The sequence below is a fragment of the Pseudomonas sp. S2_F07 genome (assembly GCF_054668325.1).
Genome location: NZ_CP162758.1, coordinates 3500725 through 3516033 on the forward strand (window position 1 = coordinate 3500725; position 15309 = coordinate 3516033).

At 61.3% G+C, this 15309-nt stretch carries 19 protein-coding genes; 17 read left to right on the plus strand and 2 right to left on the minus strand.

The window, feature by feature from the left end:
* Positions 1 to 58: 58 nt before the first annotated feature.
* The 7 genes from gshB to AB4O40_RS15855 all read left to right on the plus strand — a co-directional run bounded on the left by gshB (position 59) and on the right by AB4O40_RS15855 (position 6048).
* Entirely contained in the window at positions 59 to 1012 is a 954-nt protein-coding gene (gene gshB / locus AB4O40_RS15825; protein ID WP_056726500.1) for a glutathione synthase, read from the plus strand.
* A gap of 64 nt (positions 1013 to 1076) precedes the next feature.
* Positions 1077 to 1976, plus strand: coding sequence for an energy transducer TonB (locus AB4O40_RS15830; RefSeq protein ID WP_056726499.1), 900 nt, complete (start codon positions 1077 to 1079; stop codon positions 1974 to 1976).
* Positions 1977 to 2156: 180 nt separating this feature from the next.
* The gene (locus AB4O40_RS15835; protein WP_056726498.1) at positions 2157 to 2729 is read left to right on the plus strand and encodes a YqgE/AlgH family protein; all 573 of its coding nucleotides are present in this window, start codon (positions 2157 to 2159) and stop codon (positions 2727 to 2729) included.
* Positions 2729 to 3166: a Holliday junction resolvase RuvX gene (ruvX, locus tag AB4O40_RS15840; protein WP_056726497.1), complete on the plus strand. Its 438-nt coding sequence runs from the start codon at positions 2729 to 2731 to the stop codon at positions 3164 to 3166. The genes AB4O40_RS15835 and ruvX overlap by 1 nt, the downstream gene beginning before the upstream one ends.
* A 78-nt stretch (positions 3167 to 3244) precedes the next feature.
* The gene (pyrR, locus tag AB4O40_RS15845) at positions 3245 to 3748 is read left to right on the plus strand and encodes a bifunctional pyr operon transcriptional regulator/uracil phosphoribosyltransferase PyrR (protein WP_056726496.1); all 504 of its coding nucleotides are present in this window, start codon (positions 3245 to 3247) and stop codon (positions 3746 to 3748) included.
* Between the two features lie 27 nt (positions 3749 to 3775).
* On the plus strand, positions 3776 to 4780 hold the full coding sequence (locus AB4O40_RS15850) for an aspartate carbamoyltransferase catalytic subunit (protein ID WP_056726495.1): 1005 nt from the start codon (positions 3776 to 3778) through the stop codon (positions 4778 to 4780).
* Positions 4777 to 6048 (plus strand): dihydroorotase, encoded by a 1272-nt coding sequence (locus AB4O40_RS15855; protein ID WP_056726494.1) that lies wholly within the window; start codon positions 4777 to 4779, stop codon positions 6046 to 6048. Before AB4O40_RS15850 ends, AB4O40_RS15855 begins: the two co-directional genes overlap by 4 nt.
* Before the next feature lie 114 nt (positions 6049 to 6162).
* Here AB4O40_RS15855 and AB4O40_RS15860 read toward each other — a convergent pair whose 3' ends face one another.
* On the minus strand, positions 6163 to 6591 hold the full coding sequence (locus AB4O40_RS15860; protein WP_056726493.1) for an NINE protein: 429 nt from the start codon (positions 6589 to 6591) through the stop codon (positions 6163 to 6165).
* A 251-nt stretch (positions 6592 to 6842) separates the two neighbouring features.
* Between AB4O40_RS15860 and AB4O40_RS15865 the strand changes: the two genes are divergently transcribed.
* The gene (locus tag AB4O40_RS15865; RefSeq protein WP_056726492.1) at positions 6843 to 7463 is read left to right on the plus strand and encodes a C40 family peptidase; all 621 of its coding nucleotides are present in this window, start codon (positions 6843 to 6845) and stop codon (positions 7461 to 7463) included.
* A gap of 104 nt (positions 7464 to 7567) precedes the next feature.
* On the opposite strand, the gene AB4O40_RS15870 is transcribed toward AB4O40_RS15865, so the two are convergent.
* The gene (locus AB4O40_RS15870; protein ID WP_460160107.1) at positions 7568 to 8602 is read right to left on the minus strand and encodes a type IV pilus twitching motility protein PilT; all 1035 of its coding nucleotides are present in this window, start codon (positions 8600 to 8602) and stop codon (positions 7568 to 7570) included.
* 56 nt (positions 8603 to 8658) lie between these two features.
* Between AB4O40_RS15870 and AB4O40_RS15875 the strand changes: the two genes are divergently transcribed.
* The 9 genes from AB4O40_RS15875 (at position 8659) to hemW (ending at position 15306) form a co-directional block, all read left to right on the plus strand.
* Positions 8659 to 9345 (plus strand): YggS family pyridoxal phosphate-dependent enzyme, encoded by a 687-nt coding sequence (locus AB4O40_RS15875; RefSeq protein ID WP_056726490.1) that lies wholly within the window; start codon positions 8659 to 8661, stop codon positions 9343 to 9345.
* Positions 9346 to 9380: 35 nt separating this feature from the next.
* Positions 9381 to 10199: a pyrroline-5-carboxylate reductase gene (proC, locus tag AB4O40_RS15880; RefSeq protein WP_056726489.1), complete on the plus strand. Its 819-nt coding sequence runs from the start codon at positions 9381 to 9383 to the stop codon at positions 10197 to 10199.
* Positions 10200 to 10209: 10 nt separating this feature from the next.
* Positions 10210 to 10800: a YggT family protein gene (locus AB4O40_RS15885; RefSeq protein ID WP_056726488.1), complete on the plus strand. Its 591-nt coding sequence runs from the start codon at positions 10210 to 10212 to the stop codon at positions 10798 to 10800.
* A gap of 4 nt (positions 10801 to 10804) precedes the next feature.
* The gene (locus tag AB4O40_RS15890) at positions 10805 to 11098 is read left to right on the plus strand and encodes a DUF167 domain-containing protein (RefSeq protein WP_056726487.1); all 294 of its coding nucleotides are present in this window, start codon (positions 10805 to 10807) and stop codon (positions 11096 to 11098) included.
* A gap of 184 nt (positions 11099 to 11282) precedes the next feature.
* Complete coding sequence (gene metX / locus AB4O40_RS15895) at positions 11283 to 12422, plus strand: homoserine O-succinyltransferase MetX (protein WP_460053869.1); 1140 nt, start codon at positions 11283 to 11285, stop codon at positions 12420 to 12422.
* A 7-nt stretch (positions 12423 to 12429) separates the two neighbouring features.
* On the plus strand, positions 12430 to 13050 hold the full coding sequence (gene metW, locus AB4O40_RS15900; RefSeq protein WP_056726485.1) for a methionine biosynthesis protein MetW: 621 nt from the start codon (positions 12430 to 12432) through the stop codon (positions 13048 to 13050).
* A 26-nt stretch (positions 13051 to 13076) separates the two neighbouring features.
* Entirely contained in the window at positions 13077 to 13511 is a 435-nt protein-coding gene (locus AB4O40_RS15905; RefSeq protein WP_056726484.1) for a DUF4426 domain-containing protein, read from the plus strand.
* Positions 13508 to 14104: an RdgB/HAM1 family non-canonical purine NTP pyrophosphatase gene (rdgB, locus tag AB4O40_RS15910; protein WP_154860966.1), complete on the plus strand. Its 597-nt coding sequence runs from the start codon at positions 13508 to 13510 to the stop codon at positions 14102 to 14104. The genes AB4O40_RS15905 and rdgB overlap by 4 nt, the downstream gene beginning before the upstream one ends.
* Complete coding sequence (gene hemW, locus AB4O40_RS15915; protein ID WP_460053867.1) at positions 14101 to 15306, plus strand: radical SAM family heme chaperone HemW; 1206 nt, start codon at positions 14101 to 14103, stop codon at positions 15304 to 15306. Before rdgB ends, hemW begins: the two co-directional genes overlap by 4 nt.
* Positions 15307 to 15309: the final 3 nt, after the last annotated feature.

Here is a 15309-nt window from a genome sequence, read left to right on the forward strand (position 1 = left end):
CCACTCTGACGCCACTTTTTTCATACCGATCCGGTAGCCAATTTTCGAGGAAAACCCAATGAGCGTTCGCGTCGGGATTGTCATGGACCCTATCGCCAGCATTTCCTATAAAAAGGATAGCTCGCTGGCCATGCTGCTGGCCGCGCAGAAGCGTGGCTGGGAATTGTTCTATATGGAACAGCGCGACCTGTATCAGGGCGAAGGCCAGGCCCGGGCCCGGATGCGTCCGCTGCAGGTTTTCGCCAACCCGGAAAAATGGTTCGAACTGGGCGCCGAAAGCGACGCGCTGCTGAGCGATCTGGACGTGATCCTGATGCGCAAGGATCCGCCGTTCGACATGGAGTTCGTCTACTCCACCTATTTGCTGGAGCAGGCCGAGCGCGCTGGCGTGCTGGTGGTCAACAAGCCGCAAAGCCTGCGTGACTGCAACGAAAAGCTGTTTGCCACGTTGTTCCCGCAGTGCACACCGCCGACTATCGTCAGCCGTCGTCCTGACGTGCTGCGCGAATTCGCCGACCATCATGGCGATGTGATCCTCAAGCCGCTGGACGGCATGGGCGGCTCTTCGATCTTCCGCCACACCGCAGGGCATCCGAACCTGTCGGTGATCCTCGAAACCCTGACCCTGCATGGTCAACAGCAAATCATGATCCAGGGTTACCTGCCGGCCATCGTCGATGGCGACAAGCGCATCCTGATGATCGATGGCGAGCCCGTGGATTACTGCCTGGCACGAATTCCCGCGGCGGGCGAAACCCGTGGCAACCTGGCCGCCGGTGGCCGTGGCGAAGCGCGCCCACTGACCGACAAGGACCGCTGGATCGCCGCGCAAGTCGGCCCGACCCTGCGTGAAAAAGGCCTGTTGTTCGTTGGCCTGGACGTGATCGGCGAACACCTGACCGAAATCAACGTCACCAGCCCGACCTGCATTCGCGAGATCGATAATGCGTTTGGCACCGACATCGGCGGCATGCTGATGGATGCCATCGATCAGAAGCTCAAGGCACGTTGATTAGCCAAACCAACATTGCGTTATCATGCGCGGCCTGTGAAAACGCGATGTTGGTTTCCTTGTCATGACACTCCCGTCCGATCTGCCTGCCGAACTCGCCCACCGTGGCGTGCGCCCGGCCGACCGCCTCGGTTTTACCCTGTTTCTGGCGGCGCTGATCCACCTGGCCTTGCTGTTGGGTGTCGGGTTTGCAGTGGTCGAGCCCAAGCAGATCAGCAAAACCCTGGAAATCACCCTCGCCACCTTCAAGAGCGAAAAGAAGCCCGAGAAAGCCGATTTCCTGGCTCAGGAGAATCAGCAAGGCAGCGGCACCCTGGATAAAAAGGCGATTCCCAAGACCACCGAGGTCGCGCCGTTCCAGGACAACAAGGTGCAAAAGGTCACGCCACCGCCGGCCGCCAAGCCTGAAATTCAGGAAGCCCCGCCCAAGGCTGCCGTGACCACAGTGGCGCCGAAGCCGAAAAAGGCCCCCGCCAAGACCGAGGAACCCAAGACCGAGGTCAAGCCCCAGGTCCAGGCGCCGACCTTCGACAGCGAGCAACTGTCCAGCGACATCGCCAGCCTCGAAGCTGAACTGGCCGCCGAACAACAGTTGTACGCCAAGCGCCCGCGCATCCACCGTTTGAGCGCGGCATCGACCATGCGCGACAAGGGCGCCTGGTACAAGGACGAATGGCGCAAGAAGGTCGAGCGCATCGGCAACCTCAACTACCCCGATGAAGCGCGGCGCAAACAGATCTACGGTAACTTGCGCCTGATGGTGTCGATCAACCGCGACGGTTCGCTGTATGAAGTGCTGGTGCTGGAGTCTTCGGGCCAACCGCTGCTGGACCAGGCAGCGCAACGGATTGTGCGGCTGGCAGCGCCGTTTGCACCGTTTACCGGGGATTTGTCGGATATCGACCGGCTGGAGATCATCCGCACCTGGAAATTTGCCCGCGGGGATCGACTTTCCAGCAACTGATCACCGCAAATCCCCTGTGGGAGCGGGCTTGCTCGCGAATGCGGTCAGTCATTCAATATAGATGTCGACTGACACGACGCCTTCGCGAGCAAGCCCGCTCCCACATTTGATCCGTGTCGACAGCCAAATTACGGCATCCCCAGCTTGTCAGTTCGCCCCTCGAACGCCACACTAGCGGTCATGAAAAACGTCAGCCCCAGCTACCTCAAGCATCAATTCCTGATCGCCATGCCACACATGGCCGACCCGAACTTTGCGCACACATTGACCTACATCGTCGAGCACACGGCCAATGGCGCCATGGGGCTGGTGGTCAACCGTCCGCAAGATCTGAGCCTGGCCGATATCCTTGAGCAATTGCGCCCGGAAATCGAACCGCCAGCGCTCTGCCAGCATGTGCCGATCTTCATCGGTGGCCCGGTGCAGACCGATCGCGGTTTCGTCCTTCACCCCAAAGGCCTGAGCTTCCAGGCGACCGTTGATCTGGAAGACGAACTGGCCCTGTCAACCTCCCAGGACGTGCTGTTCGCCATCGCTGACGGCGTCGGCCCGGCAAAAAGCCTGATTGCCCTCGGCTATGCCGGTTGGGAAGCCGGGCAGCTTGAAGCCGAACTGGCGCAAAACGCCTGGCTGACCTGCCCGTTTGACGCGGACATCCTGTTCAATACCAGCAGTGAGTTGCGCCTGGAGGCGGCGGCCAGGCACCTGGGCGTCAACCTCAGCCTGCTGACCAGCCAGGCGGGGCACGCTTGATGGCCCTGAAGCTGATTCTGGGTTTTGACTACGGCACCAAACAGATCGGCGTCGCGGTCGGCCAGGTGATTACCGGCCAGGCCCGCGAACTGTGCACCCTGAAAGCGCAGAACGGCATTCCCGACTGGAACCAGGTCGAAGCCCTCATCAAAGAGTGGAAACCCGATGCCGTGGTGGTCGGCCTGCCGTTGAATATGGACGGCACACCCAGTGACATGTGCGCCCGCGCGGAAAAGTTCGCCCGGCGCCTGAACGGCCGCTTCAATCTGCCCTTCTATACCCACGATGAACGCCTGACTACCTTCGAGGCCAAGGGCGAACGCCTGGCTCGCGGCGGCCAGAAAGGCAGTTACCGCGACAACCCGGTCGACGCCATCGCCGCCGCCCTGCTGCTGCAAGGCTGGCTCGACGAAAACACCGCACTGTTTGAATCCTGAAGAGCCGCTGTCCGTCTCTCTTAGCTACAACCCGAGCCACTCCCGCACAGGCTGGCCCGGGCCAAAGAAGGAGCAACCATGAGCCTGCCCAATCCCGCCGAACTGATCAGCCAGATGGCGATCCGACTTGACGCCTATCTGGCCAAACGAGGCATCAGCGACCCGCGCTTCATCGGCATCCGTACCGGTGGTGTCTGGGTGGCCCAGGCCCTGCTCAAGGAGCTGGGCAGCAATGAGCCCCTCGGCACCCTGGACGTGTCCTTCTACCGCGACGACTTCAGCCAGAACGGCTTGCACCCACAGGTTCGCCCTTCGGCGCTGCCGTTCGAGATCGAAGGCCAGCACCTGGTGCTGATCGACGACGTGCTGATGAGCGGCCGGACCATCCGCGCCGCCATGAACGAACTGTTCGACTACGGCCGCCCGGCCAGCGTGACGCTGGTGTGCCTGCTGGACCTGGACGCCGGCGAACTGCCGATCCGCCCGAACGTGGTTGGCGCGACCCTGTCGCTGGCGGCCCACGAACGGGTGAAGCTGTCCGGCCCGGAACTTGCGCTCGAACTGCAAGACCTCGCCCTTTAATTCGCCCTATTGAGAGTCCCCCTCGCGATGACGCCTCTAGAAACCAAGCGCCCGCTGCAACTCAATGATCAGGGCCAGTTGCGCCACTTCCTCTCGCTCGACGGTTTGCGCCGCGAGCTGTTGACGGAAATTCTCGACACCGCCGACTCCTTCCTTGAAGTCGGCGCCCGGGCCGTGAAGAAAGTCCCGTTGCTGCGCGGCAAGACCGTGTGCAACGTGTTCTTCGAAAACTCGACCCGCACCCGCACCACCTTCGAACTGGCGGCCCAGCGGCTCTCGGCGGACGTGATCACCCTGAACGTGTCGACATCGTCGGCGAGCAAGGGCGAAACGCTGCTCGATACCCTGCGCAACCTGGAAGCCATGGCCGCCGACATGTTCGTCGTGCGTCACGGTGATTCCGGCGCAGCGCACTTCATCGCCGAACATGTCTGCCCGCAAGTGGCGATCATCAACGGCGGTGACGGCCGGCACGCGCACCCGACCCAGGGCATGCTCGACATGCTGACCATCCGCCGGCACAAGGGCGGCTTCGAAAACCTTTCGGTGGCCATCGTCGGCGACATCCTGCACTCGCGGGTTGCGCGCTCGAACATGCTGGCCCTGAAAACCCTGGGCTGCCCGGACATCCGCGTGATCGCGCCGAAAACCTTGCTGCCGATCGGCATCGAGCAGTACGGCGTGAAGGTCTACACCGACATGACCGAAGGCCTCAAAGACGTCGACGTGGTGATCATGCTGCGCCTGCAGCGTGAACGCATGACCGGCGGCCTGTTGCCGAGCGAAGGCGAGTTCTATCGCCTGTTCGGGCTGACTACCGCGCGCCTGGCCGGGGCCAAACCCGATTGCATCGTCATGCACCCGGGGCCGATCAACCGTGGGGTGGAAATCGAGTCGGCGGTGGCCGATGGCCCGCACTCGGTGATCCTCAACCAAGTGACCTACGGGATCGCCATTCGTATGGCCGTATTGTCCATGGCCATGAGCGGGCAGACTGCGCAGCGCCAATTCGACCAGGAGAACGTTCAGTGAAGCTCAGCATTCTCGGCGCACGCGTCATCGACCCGGCCAGCGGCCTGGATCAAATCACCGATATCCATATTGAAGCCTGCAAGATCGTCGCCCTTGGCGCCGCGCCGGCCGGTTTTGTCGCAGTCGACACCATCGACGCCAAAGGCCTGGTGGCCGCTCCCGGCCTGGTCGACCTCAACGTTGCCCTGCGCGAGCCGGGCTACAGCCGCAAAGGCTCGATTGTCAGCGAAACCCGCGCGGCGGCGGCTGGCGGCGTGACCAGCCTGTGCTGCCCGCCAAAGACCAAACCGGTGCTGGACACCTCGGCGGTGGCCGAGCTGATCCTCGACCGCGCCCGTGAGGCCGGCAACACCAAAGTCTTCCCGATTGGCGCCCTGAGCAAAGGCCTGGACGGTGAGCAACTGGCAGAGCTCGTGGCACTGCGCGACGCCGGCTGCGTGGCCTTCGGCAACGGCCTGGAGAGTTTCCGCAACACCCGCACCCTGTGCCGGGCACTGGACTATGCAGCGACTTTCGACCTGACGGTGATTTTCAACTCCCAGGATTACGACCTGGCCGAAGGTGGCCTGGCTCACGAAGGTCCGACCGCCAGCTTCCTGGGCTTGCCGGGCATCCCGGAAAGCGCCGAAACCGTCGCCCTGGCCCGGGATCTGCTGCTGGTTGAACAGACCGGCGTGCGCGCGCACTTCAGCCAGCTCACCAGCACCCGCGGCGTGGAGCTGATCGCCCAGGCCCAGGCCCGAGGCCTGAAGGTGACCGCGGATGTCGCCCTGTACCAGCTGATCCTGACCGACGAAGCCCTGATCGGCTTCAGCAGCCTGTATCACGTCCAGCCGCCGCTACGCACCCGCGCCGACCGCGAGGGCCTGCGCGCTGCGGTGAAATCCGGCGTGATCTCGGCCATCTCCAGTCATCACCAACCCCATGAGCGTGACGCCAAACTGGCACCGTTCGGTGCGACCGAGCCGGGCATCAGCAGCGTTGAGCTGCTCTTGCCATTGGCAATGACCCTGGTCGAAGACGGCTTGCTGGACCTGCCGACGTTGCTCAAGCGTCTGAGCGCCGGCCCTGCCGAGGCCTTGCGTCTGCCGGCAGGCAAACTGGCGGTGGGTGGCGCGGCGGACATCGTGCTGTTCGACCCTGCGGCCTCGACCGTGGCGGGTGAACGCTGGCTGTCCAAGGGCGAAAACTGCCCGTTCATTGGCCACAGCCTGCCAGGCGTGGTGCGTTACACGCTGGTGGATGGGCGGATCAGTCACCAGGCTTAACTTCGCGTCGCCTGCATTCGCGAGCAAGCCCGCTCCCACATAAATCTCCAGTAACCACATATTGTGTGAACACCAGAGATCAAATGTGGGAGCGGGCTTGCTCGCGAAGACTGACTAAAAGGCGCCGCGATTCTGCGCATTACGCACAGAAACCTGGTCATTCAACGTCCAGAAGTCATACAGCACCCCAAGAAAGAACAACCCGCCCGTCAGCAGATACAGCAGCCCACTGATCCATTTCCCCTGATACATCCGGTGAACGCCGAACACCCCGAGAAACGTCAGCAGGATCCACGCCACGTTGTATTCGATCGGGCCCGCGGTAAATCGCAGGTCAGCCTCTCGGTCCATCGCCGGAATCAGGAAAAGGTCGATCAGCCAACCGATCCCCAGCAAGCCGAAGGTGAAGAACCAGATCGTCCCGGTCACCGGCCTGCCGTAATAGAAGCGGTGAGCACCGGTAAAACCGAAAATCCACAGCAGGTAACCGATCACTTTGCTGTGGGTGTCTTGCTGCTGGACAGCCTGTTGATAGGGGTTCATGAATGACCTCGATTCACACGATAGATAAATATTCTTTAATTCTTTGTGACTTTTTTACGGGCACCCGACGTATGGCAAGTGCTACCTTCGCACCTGTCAAAGCCTTGTAACACCGGACTCCTGTCCGACAATGGCGCCATTTTGCTGCTTTTTTGCCACCATTGCCCCCCTTATTGAATCGACCAACGGCCTCGGAAGCGGGAAAAAAGCTGTTATAAAGTTGCGCGCTAACTTATTAAGAGCCTTGCCTAATGCGTTCATTTTTCAAGACATGGCTAACCATTTGCCTTTTGATGCCACTGGCCGCCCACGCCACCAATCGTGAGCAACGTCTTCCAAACGTTAATGGTTACACCCCGAAATCCCATGCCTCTGCTCCTTCGAGCAAAGACAAGAAATCCGCTAAATACGCTCCAAGCCTGGCCAGCAGCAAAAGCGGCCTGGTTCCACCGATGGGCACCAAGGAAAGCAGCGACGTGCTGAGCCGCGCCGTGAACGTCCTTGGCACTCCCTATCGTTGGGGCGGCAGCAGCCCAAGCAAAGGCTTCGATTGCAGCGGCCTGGTGAAATACGCGTTCAACGACGCCACGTTCGACCTGCCACGCACCTCCAACGCCATGGCCAGCGGTCATGGGGAGAAAGTCGATCGCGACGACCTGAAGCCGGGCGACCTGATTTTCTTCAACATCAAGAGCCGTCGGGTCAATCATGTTGCCATTTACCTGGGCAACGACCGTTTCATCCACGCGCCACGCCGCGGCAAGTCGGTGTCCATCGACACCTTGAAGAAGCCGTACTGGGAAAACCACTACGTAGTTGCCAAGCGGGTTCTGCCGAAAGAACAAAATGCGTTGCGGGTTGTTCAGCGCTGATTGAAGCAAGATCAAAGGCTCGCAGCCTTCGGCAGCTCCTACATGGAATCGCATATTCCTGTGTAGGAGCTGCCGAAGGCTGCGAGCCTTTGCTTTCAGGGTCATCAAAAACCATCCGGTGACCGCGCCTTCTCCCGCGCATGATCACGACTGACCAACCCCTTGGTCACCAGATCCTTCAGGCTCATATCCAGCGTCTGCATCCCCAGCGACCCTCCCGACTGAATCGCCGAGTACATCTGCGCCACCTTGTCCTCGCGGATCAGGTTCCGGATCGCCGATGTCCCCAGCATGATCTCGTGTGCCGCGATGCGTCCGCCGCCGATTTTCTTCACCAGGGTCTGGGATACCACCGCCAGCAGCGACTCGGAGAGCATAGAACGCACCATCGACTTCTCGTCCCCCGGAAACACGTCGACCACCCGGTCGATGGTTTTCGCCGCCGACGTGGTGTGCAGCGTGCCGAACACCAGATGGCCGGTTTCGGCTGCGGTCAACGCCAGGCGAATGGTCTCCTGATCGCGCATCTCCCCCACCAGGATCACATCCGGGTCTTCCCGGAGTGCCGAACGCAACGCGGTGGCGAAACTACGGGTATCGCGATGGACTTCACGCTGATTGATCAGGCATTTGCGCGACTCGTGAACAAACTCGATGGGGTCCTCAATGGTGAGAATGTGGTGATGACGATGGGTATTGAGGTAATCGATCATCGCTGCCAGCGTGGTGGACTTGTCGGAACCGGTCGGGCCGGTCACCAGCACCAGGCCACGGGGAGCGTCGGTCATCTTGCGAAACACGTCGCCCATGCCCAGTTCGTCCATACTCTGCACTTTCGCCGGGATGGTGCGAAACACGGCGCCCGCGCCACGGTTCTGGTTGAACACATTGACCCGAAAGCGCGCCACGCCGGGCACTTCAAAGGAAAAATCGGTTTCCAGATGCTTTTCGAAGTCCGCCCGCTGGGTGTCATTCATGATGGCATGGATCAGCGCCTGCACCTGCTGGTGGTCCATGGCCGGCAGGTTGATGCGCCGCACATCGCCATCCACCCGAATCATCGGTGGCAGGCCGGCGGACAGGTGCAGGTCGGATGCCCCCTGTTTGGCGCTGAATGCCAGCAGCTCAGTGATATCCATAGCGCCTCTCAATTCCAGTAGAATGCCGCGAACCTTCAGACCGCTGGCGCCTCTTGATGTCCACCATAGCAGACAACATTCTTCAGGTTAGTTCGCGCATACATGCCGCAACACTTGCCGCGAACCGCGCCGAAAACAGCGTCCGGTTGCTGGCTGTGAGCAAGACCAAACCCGCTCAGGACCTGCGTGAAGCCTACGCTGCCGGCCTGCGCGACTTTGGCGAGAACTACTTGCAGGAAGCGCTGGGCAAACAGCTGGAACTGGCCGACCTGCCCTTGATCTGGCACTTCATCGGCCCCATTCAATCGAACAAGACTCGCGCTATCGCCGAGCACTTCGACTGGGTGCATTCCGTGGATCGCCTGAAAATCGCACAACGCCTGTCCGAACAACGTCCCGCCGATCTGCCGCCCCTGAACATCTGCATTCAGGTCAATGTCAGCGGTGAAGCCAGCAAATCCGGCTGCACCCCGGCCGACCTGCCAGCCTTGGCCAACGCCATCAGTAACCTGCCGCGCCTGAAACTGCGCGGATTGATGGCCATTCCGGAGCCGACTGAAGATCGCGCCGCCCAGGATGCCTCTTTCGCGGCCGTGCAAAGCCTGCAAGCCAGCCTGAACCTGCCGCTCGACACACTTTCCATGGGTATGAGCCACGATCTCGAATCGGCCATCGCCCAAGGCGCCACTTGGGTGCGGATCGGCACCGCCCTGTTTGGCGCCCGCGACTACGGTCAGCCTTGAAAAATGGCTGACTCCTCTCTTTATAAGGACCTGACATGAGCAAGACACGTATTGCCTTTATCGGTGCCGGCAACATGGCCGCCAGCCTGATCGGCGGCCTGCGGGCCAAGGGTCTGGAAGCAGCGCAGATCCGCGCCAGCGATCCGGGCGAAGAAACCCGCGCCCGCGTGAGCGCTGAACACGGCATCGAAACCTTTGCCGACAACGCCCAGGCCATCGATGGCGCCAACGTGGTCGTGCTGGCGGTCAAGCCGCAGGCGATGAAAGCCGTGTGCGAAGCCATTCGCCCAAGCCTCAAGCCCGATCAACTGGTGGTTTCGATTGCAGCGGGCATCACCTGCGCCAGCATGAACAACTGGCTCGGCGCCCAGCCGATCGTGCGCTGCATGCCCAACACCCCGGCGCTGGTGCGTCAGGGCGCGAGCGGCCTGTTTGCGACAGCCGAGGTGTCCGCCGAACAACGTCAGCAGGCCCAGGAGTTGCTGTCCGCGGTCGGCATCGCCCTATGGCTGAATGAAGAACAGCAACTGGATGCCGTCACCGCCGTTTCCGGCTCGGGCCCGGCGTACTTCTTCCTGCTGATCGAAGCCATGACCGCCGCAGGCGTGAAGCTCGGCCTGCCGGCGGACATCGCCGCGCAGCTGACCCTGCAAACCGCCCTGGGCGCCGCACACATGGCGGTCTCCAGCGACGTCGACGCAGCCGAGCTGCGCCGCCGCGTCACCTCGCCTGCGGGCACCACGGAAGCTGCAATCAAGTCGTTCCAGGCCAATGGCTTTGAAGCCCTGGTCGAAAAAGCACTCGGCGCTGCCGCGCATCGCTCGGCCGAGATGGCCGAACAACTGGGTCAATAAGGAGCTTTTCATGATTGGATTGAACACCGCAGCGGTCTACGTGCTGCAAACCCTCGGCAGCCTGTACCTGCTGATCGTGCTGATGCGCTTCGTGCTGCAACTGGTGCGGGCGAACTTCTACAACCCGATCTGCCAGTTCATCGTCAAGGCCACTCAGCCACTGCTCAAGCCACTGCGCCGGATCATCCCGAGCGTGTTCGGCCTGGACATGTCCTCGCTGGTGCTGGCGATCCTGGTGCAACTGGCGCTGATGGCCCTGACCCTGCTGCTGACCTACGGCACCACCGGCAACCCGCTGCAACTGCTGATCTGGTCGATCATCGGGGTGACCGCGCTGTTCATGAAGATTTTCTTCTTCGCCCTGATCATCAGCGTGATCCTGTCCTGGGTCGCCCCGGGCAGCCATAACCCCGGCGCCGAACTGGTGAACGACGTCTGCGAACCGGCCCTGGCGCCGTTCCGCAAGTTCCTGCCGAACCTGGGCGGTCTGGACCTGTCGCCGATCTTTGCGTTCCTGGCACTCAAGCTGTTCGACATGCTGGTGATCAACAACCTCGCCGCCATGACCATGATGCCGGAAATCCTCCGCGTGTTGATCTGACCCGGTGAGCTGGTTTCGCTGGGACGGTGACGACCTGATTCTGGAGTGTCACCTGCAACCGGCAGCCCGTAGCGATGACTTCTGCGGGCTGCACGGCGATCGCCTAAAGATCCGCCTGACCGCGCCGCCGGTCGAGGGCAAGGCAAACGCGTATCTGATGGCGTTCCTGGCCAAGGCCTTTGGCGTATCCAAGAGCCAGGTCAGCCTGCTCAGCGGCGAGTTGAACCGGCAGAAACGGGTGCGGATCTGTTCGCCGAAGAAGCTGCCGGACTTGCCTGATCTGGTGCGTCCAGCCTGATCCACCGAGTCGCCTCATTCGCGAGCAAGCCCGCTCCCACATTGGAATGCGCCCCCCTGTGGGAGCGGGCTTGCTCGCGAATGGTGCACCTCAGTCTTACTGAATGAAATCAGGCCCGGCCTCTGCTTGCCGCTTACCCCAGCGGTCTTTAGACTTACGCCTCATTTCAATGAGAGCAGGGTCGATGCCAGCTGCCTTTCCCCCCGATTCTGTTGGTCTGGTGACGCCGCAAGTGGCGCACTTCAGCGAACCCCTGGCGTTGGCCTGCGGCCGTTCGCTTCCGGCCTATGACCTGTTTTACGAAACCTACGGCACGCTCAATGCCACGGCGAGCAACGCCGTGCTGATCTGCCACGCCCTGTCCGGTCACCACCACGCCGCCGGCTACCACAGCGTCGACGACCGCAAGCCCGGTTGGTGGGACAGCTGCATCGGTCCCGGCAAGCCGATCGACACCAGCAGGTTCTTCGTGGTCAGCCTGAACAATCTCGGCGGCTGCAACGGCTCCACCGGCCCGAGCAGCATCAACCCGGACACTGGCAAGCCCTTCGGCGCCGACTTCCCGGTGTTAACCGTCGAGGATTGGGTGCACAGCCAGGCGCGCCTGGCGGATCGCCTCGGCATCGCCCAGTTCGCGGCCGTGATCGGCGGCAGCCTCGGCGGCATGCAGGCGATGCAATGGAGCATCACCTACCCTGACCGCATCCGTCACTGCCTGGCCATCGCCTCGGCGCCCAAGCTGTCGGCACAGAACATCGCGTTCAACGAAGTGGCGCGCCAGGCGATCCTCACCGACCCTGAATTCCACGGCGGCTCGTTCCAGGAACACAACGTGATCCCCAAGCGCGGCCTGATGCTGGCGCGGATGGTCGGGCATATCACCTACCTGTCCGACGACTCCATGGGCGAGAAATTCGGCCGCGGGCTCAAGAGCGAGAAGCTCAACTACGACTTCCACAGCGTCGAGTTCCAGGTGGAAAGCTACCTGCGCTATCAGGGCGAAGAGTTCTCCGGACGCTTCGATGCCAACACGTACCTGTTGATGACCAAAGCGCTCGATTACTTCGATCCGGCAGCGAACTTCGACGATAACCTGGCGAAAACCTTTGAAGGTGCAAAAGCCAGGTTCTGCGTAATGTCGTTCACCACCGACTGGCGCTTCTCCCCTGCCCGCTCGCGGGAGCTGGTGGACGCACTGATGGCCGCGCGCAAGGACGTCTGCTACCTCGAGATCGACGCTCCGCAAGGCCACGACGCCTTCCTGATTCCGATCCCGCGCTACCTGCAGGCATTCGGCAATTACATGAACCGCATTACGTTGTGAGAAAGCCATGAGAGCTGATCTGGAAATCATCCAGGAATGGATCCCCGCCGGCAGCCGCGTGCTCGACCTCGGGTGCGGCGATGGCGAGCTGCTGACCTGGCTGCGCGATAACAAGCAAGTCACCGGTTATGGCCTGGAAAACGACGCCGACAACATCGCCGAGTGCGTGGCCAAGGGCATCAACGTCATCGAACAGGACCTGGACAAGGGCCTGGGCAACTTTGCCAGCAACAGTTTCGATGTCGTGGTCATGACCCAGGCGCTGCAAGCGGTGCACTACCCGGACAGGATCCTCGAGGAAATGCTGCGCGTCGGCCGTCAGTGCATCATCACTTTCCCGAATTTCGGTCATTGGCGCTGCCGCTGGTACCTGGCGAGCAAGGGCCGCATGCCGGTTTCCGAGTTCCTGCCGTACACCTGGTACAACACGCCGAACATTCACTTCTGCACCTTCGCGGACTTTGAAGCCTTGTGTCGCGAACGTGAAGCGAAGGTCATTGATCGGCTTGCCGTGGATCAACAGCATCGGCACGGGTGGGCCAGCAAGCTATGGCCTAATCTGTTAGGTGAGATCGGTATCTACCGGGTCAGCAGCCCGGGACTTTCCGATCACAAGGTCGCAGTCTGATCCACCCTATTTCAAGGAGAACGATCATGGGTCGTCTAGCGTTGTTTCTACTCACTGCCTGCCTGAGCATCACCGCCATGGCCGCCGACGCCATCAAGAGCGAACGCAAGGAAACCTTCGGTGACGTGACGGTGCACTACAACACCTTCAACTCCACCTACTTGCTACCGGACGTTGCCAAGGCCGCCCAACTGACTCGCAGCAAGGATCAGGGCGTGATCAACATTACAGTGATCAAGGCCGGCACGCCGATGACGGCCGAGGTCAGCGGCACCGTCAAAGACCTGACCAGCCAAAGCTATACACTGAACTTCAAGCAGGTCACCGAGCAAGGAGCGATCTACTACATCGCCCAATACCCGGTACCCCAGCAGGAAGTCCGCACCTTCAACATCAAGGTGCAGACCGGCGACAAGATAAACACCATCAATTTCAACCAAGAGCTCTTCCCTGGCCAATGATCAACTTCACGCAACTCGTACTGGCCAGCCATAACGCCGGCAAACTCAAGGAACTCCAGGCCATGCTCGGCGAGTCGGTGCATCTGCGCTCGATCGGCGAGTTCAGCAGTGTCGAGCCCGAAGAGACTGGTTTGTCGTTCGTCGAAAACGCCATCCTCAAGGCCCGCAATGCCGCGCGCATTTCCGGCCTGCCGGCGTTGGCCGACGATTCCGGGCTGGCGGTGGACTTCCTTGGCGGCGCGCCAGGCATCTACTCGGCGCGTTATGCCGACGGCAAGGGCGATGCGGCGAACAACGCCAAGCTGCTCGACGTATTGAAAGACGTGCCTGAGGCCGAACGTGGCGCACAGTTCGTATGCGTGCTGGCACTGGTGCGCCACGCCGATGATCCGTTGCCGATCCTCTGTGAGGGTCTGTGGCACGGGCGAATCCTGACCCAGGCCAGCGGCGAACACGGTTTTGGCTACGACCCGCTGTTCTGGGTGCCGGAGCGCGATTGCTCCAGCGCCGAACTGAACCCGGGCGACAAGAACCAGATCAGCCACCGCGCCCGTGCAATGGATCTGCTGCGCCAGCGCCTGGGCTTGAAATGACCCGTGAATCATCCGCGTCGCCGCTGATCTTCGGCGGCGCCGCTCAATCGCCTCGGGCAGCCCTGCCTGTGCTGCCGCCACTGGCGCTGTATATCCACATCCCGTGGTGCGTGCGCAAATGCCCTTATTGCGACTTCAACTCCCACACCGCCAGCCCTGTGTTGCCGGAAGAAGAGTACGTCGACGCATTGCTGGCCGATCTCGATCAGGACCTGCACGCCGTTTATGGTCGAGAGCTGAGCTCGATTTTCTTCGGTGGCGGCACGCCAAGCCTGTTCAGTGCTGAATCGCTGGGTCGCTTGCTCAAAGGCGTCGAACAGCGCATCCCGTTTGCCAGCGACATCGAAATCACGCTGGAAGCCAATCCGGGGACCTTCGAGCAAGACAAGTTCGTCGCGTACCGGAAACTGGGGATCAATCGCCTGTCGATCGGCATCCAGAGCTTCCAGCAAGAGAAGCTCGAGGCCCTGGGGCGGATTCACAACGGTGACGAAGCCGTACGCGCCGCCGGCATGGCGCGACAGGCCGGGTTCGATAACTTCAACCTGGACTTGATGCATGGCTTGCCCAATCAGTCCCTGGACGATGCCTTGGCCGACCTGCGCACAGCCATCGCCCTGAAGCCGACACACCTGTCGTGGTATCAACTGACCCTGGAACCGAACACGGTGTTCTGGAACCAGCCGCCGACGCTGCCGGAAGACGACACGCTGTGGGACATCCAGGAAGCCGGGCAAGCGCTGCTGGCTGAACACGGTTACGCGCAATACGAAGTCTCGGCCTACGCCCTGCCCGGTCGCCCGGCACGGCACAACCTCAATTACTGGAGTTTTGGCGACTTCATTGGCATCGGCGCCGGCGCCCATGGCAAGCTCAGCCATCCGGACGGGCGCATCATTCGCACCTGGAAGACCCGCCTGCCGAAGGATTACCTGAATCCGGCAAAAAGCTTCCAGGCCGGCGAGAAAGCGCTGGGCAACGATGAAATGCCGTTCGAATTCCTGATGAACGCGCTGCGCCTGACTAAAGGCGTCGAATCACGGCTGTACCCGGAACGCACCGGCATGACACTGGAAAGCCTTGCTGAAGGCCGCCGCGAAGCCGAACAAAGCGGCCTGTTGCAGGTCGAACCGTCACGTCTGGTAGCCACCGAACGCGGACAACTCTTCCTCAACGACTTGCTGCAGAAATTTCTGACATAAGGA

Coding starts and splice junctions, on each gene's coding strand:
- gshB (WP_056726500.1), top strand. CDS start 59: ATGAGCGTTCGCGTCGGGATTGTCATGGACCCTATCGCCAGCATTTCC.
- AB4O40_RS15830 (WP_056726499.1), top strand. CDS start 1,077: ATGACACTCCCGTCCGATCTGCCTGCCGAACTCGCCCACCGTGGCGTG.
- AB4O40_RS15835 (WP_056726498.1), top strand. CDS start 2,157: ATGAAAAACGTCAGCCCCAGCTACCTCAAGCATCAATTCCTGATCGCC.
- ruvX (WP_056726497.1), top strand. CDS start 2,729: ATGGCCCTGAAGCTGATTCTGGGTTTTGACTACGGCACCAAACAGATC.
- pyrR (WP_056726496.1), top strand. CDS start 3,245: ATGAGCCTGCCCAATCCCGCCGAACTGATCAGCCAGATGGCGATCCGA.
- AB4O40_RS15850 (WP_056726495.1), top strand. CDS start 3,776: ATGACGCCTCTAGAAACCAAGCGCCCGCTGCAACTCAATGATCAGGGC.
- AB4O40_RS15860 (WP_056726493.1), bottom strand. CDS start 6,591: ATGAACCCCTATCAACAGGCTGTCCAGCAGCAAGACACCCACAGCAAA.
- AB4O40_RS15865 (WP_056726492.1), top strand. CDS start 6,843: ATGCGTTCATTTTTCAAGACATGGCTAACCATTTGCCTTTTGATGCCA.
- AB4O40_RS15870 (WP_460160107.1), bottom strand. CDS start 8,602: ATGGATATCACTGAGCTGCTGGCATTCAGCGCCAAACAGGGGGCATCC.
- AB4O40_RS15875 (WP_056726490.1), top strand. CDS start 8,659: ATGTCCACCATAGCAGACAACATTCTTCAGGTTAGTTCGCGCATACAT.
- proC (WP_056726489.1), top strand. CDS start 9,381: ATGAGCAAGACACGTATTGCCTTTATCGGTGCCGGCAACATGGCCGCC.
- AB4O40_RS15885 (WP_056726488.1), top strand. CDS start 10,210: ATGATTGGATTGAACACCGCAGCGGTCTACGTGCTGCAAACCCTCGGC.
- metX (WP_460053869.1), top strand. CDS start 11,283: ATGCCAGCTGCCTTTCCCCCCGATTCTGTTGGTCTGGTGACGCCGCAA.
- metW (WP_056726485.1), top strand. CDS start 12,430: ATGAGAGCTGATCTGGAAATCATCCAGGAATGGATCCCCGCCGGCAGC.
- AB4O40_RS15905 (WP_056726484.1), top strand. CDS start 13,077: ATGGGTCGTCTAGCGTTGTTTCTACTCACTGCCTGCCTGAGCATCACC.
- rdgB (WP_154860966.1), top strand. CDS start 13,508: ATGATCAACTTCACGCAACTCGTACTGGCCAGCCATAACGCCGGCAAA.
- hemW (WP_460053867.1), top strand. CDS start 14,101: ATGACCCGTGAATCATCCGCGTCGCCGCTGATCTTCGGCGGCGCCGCT.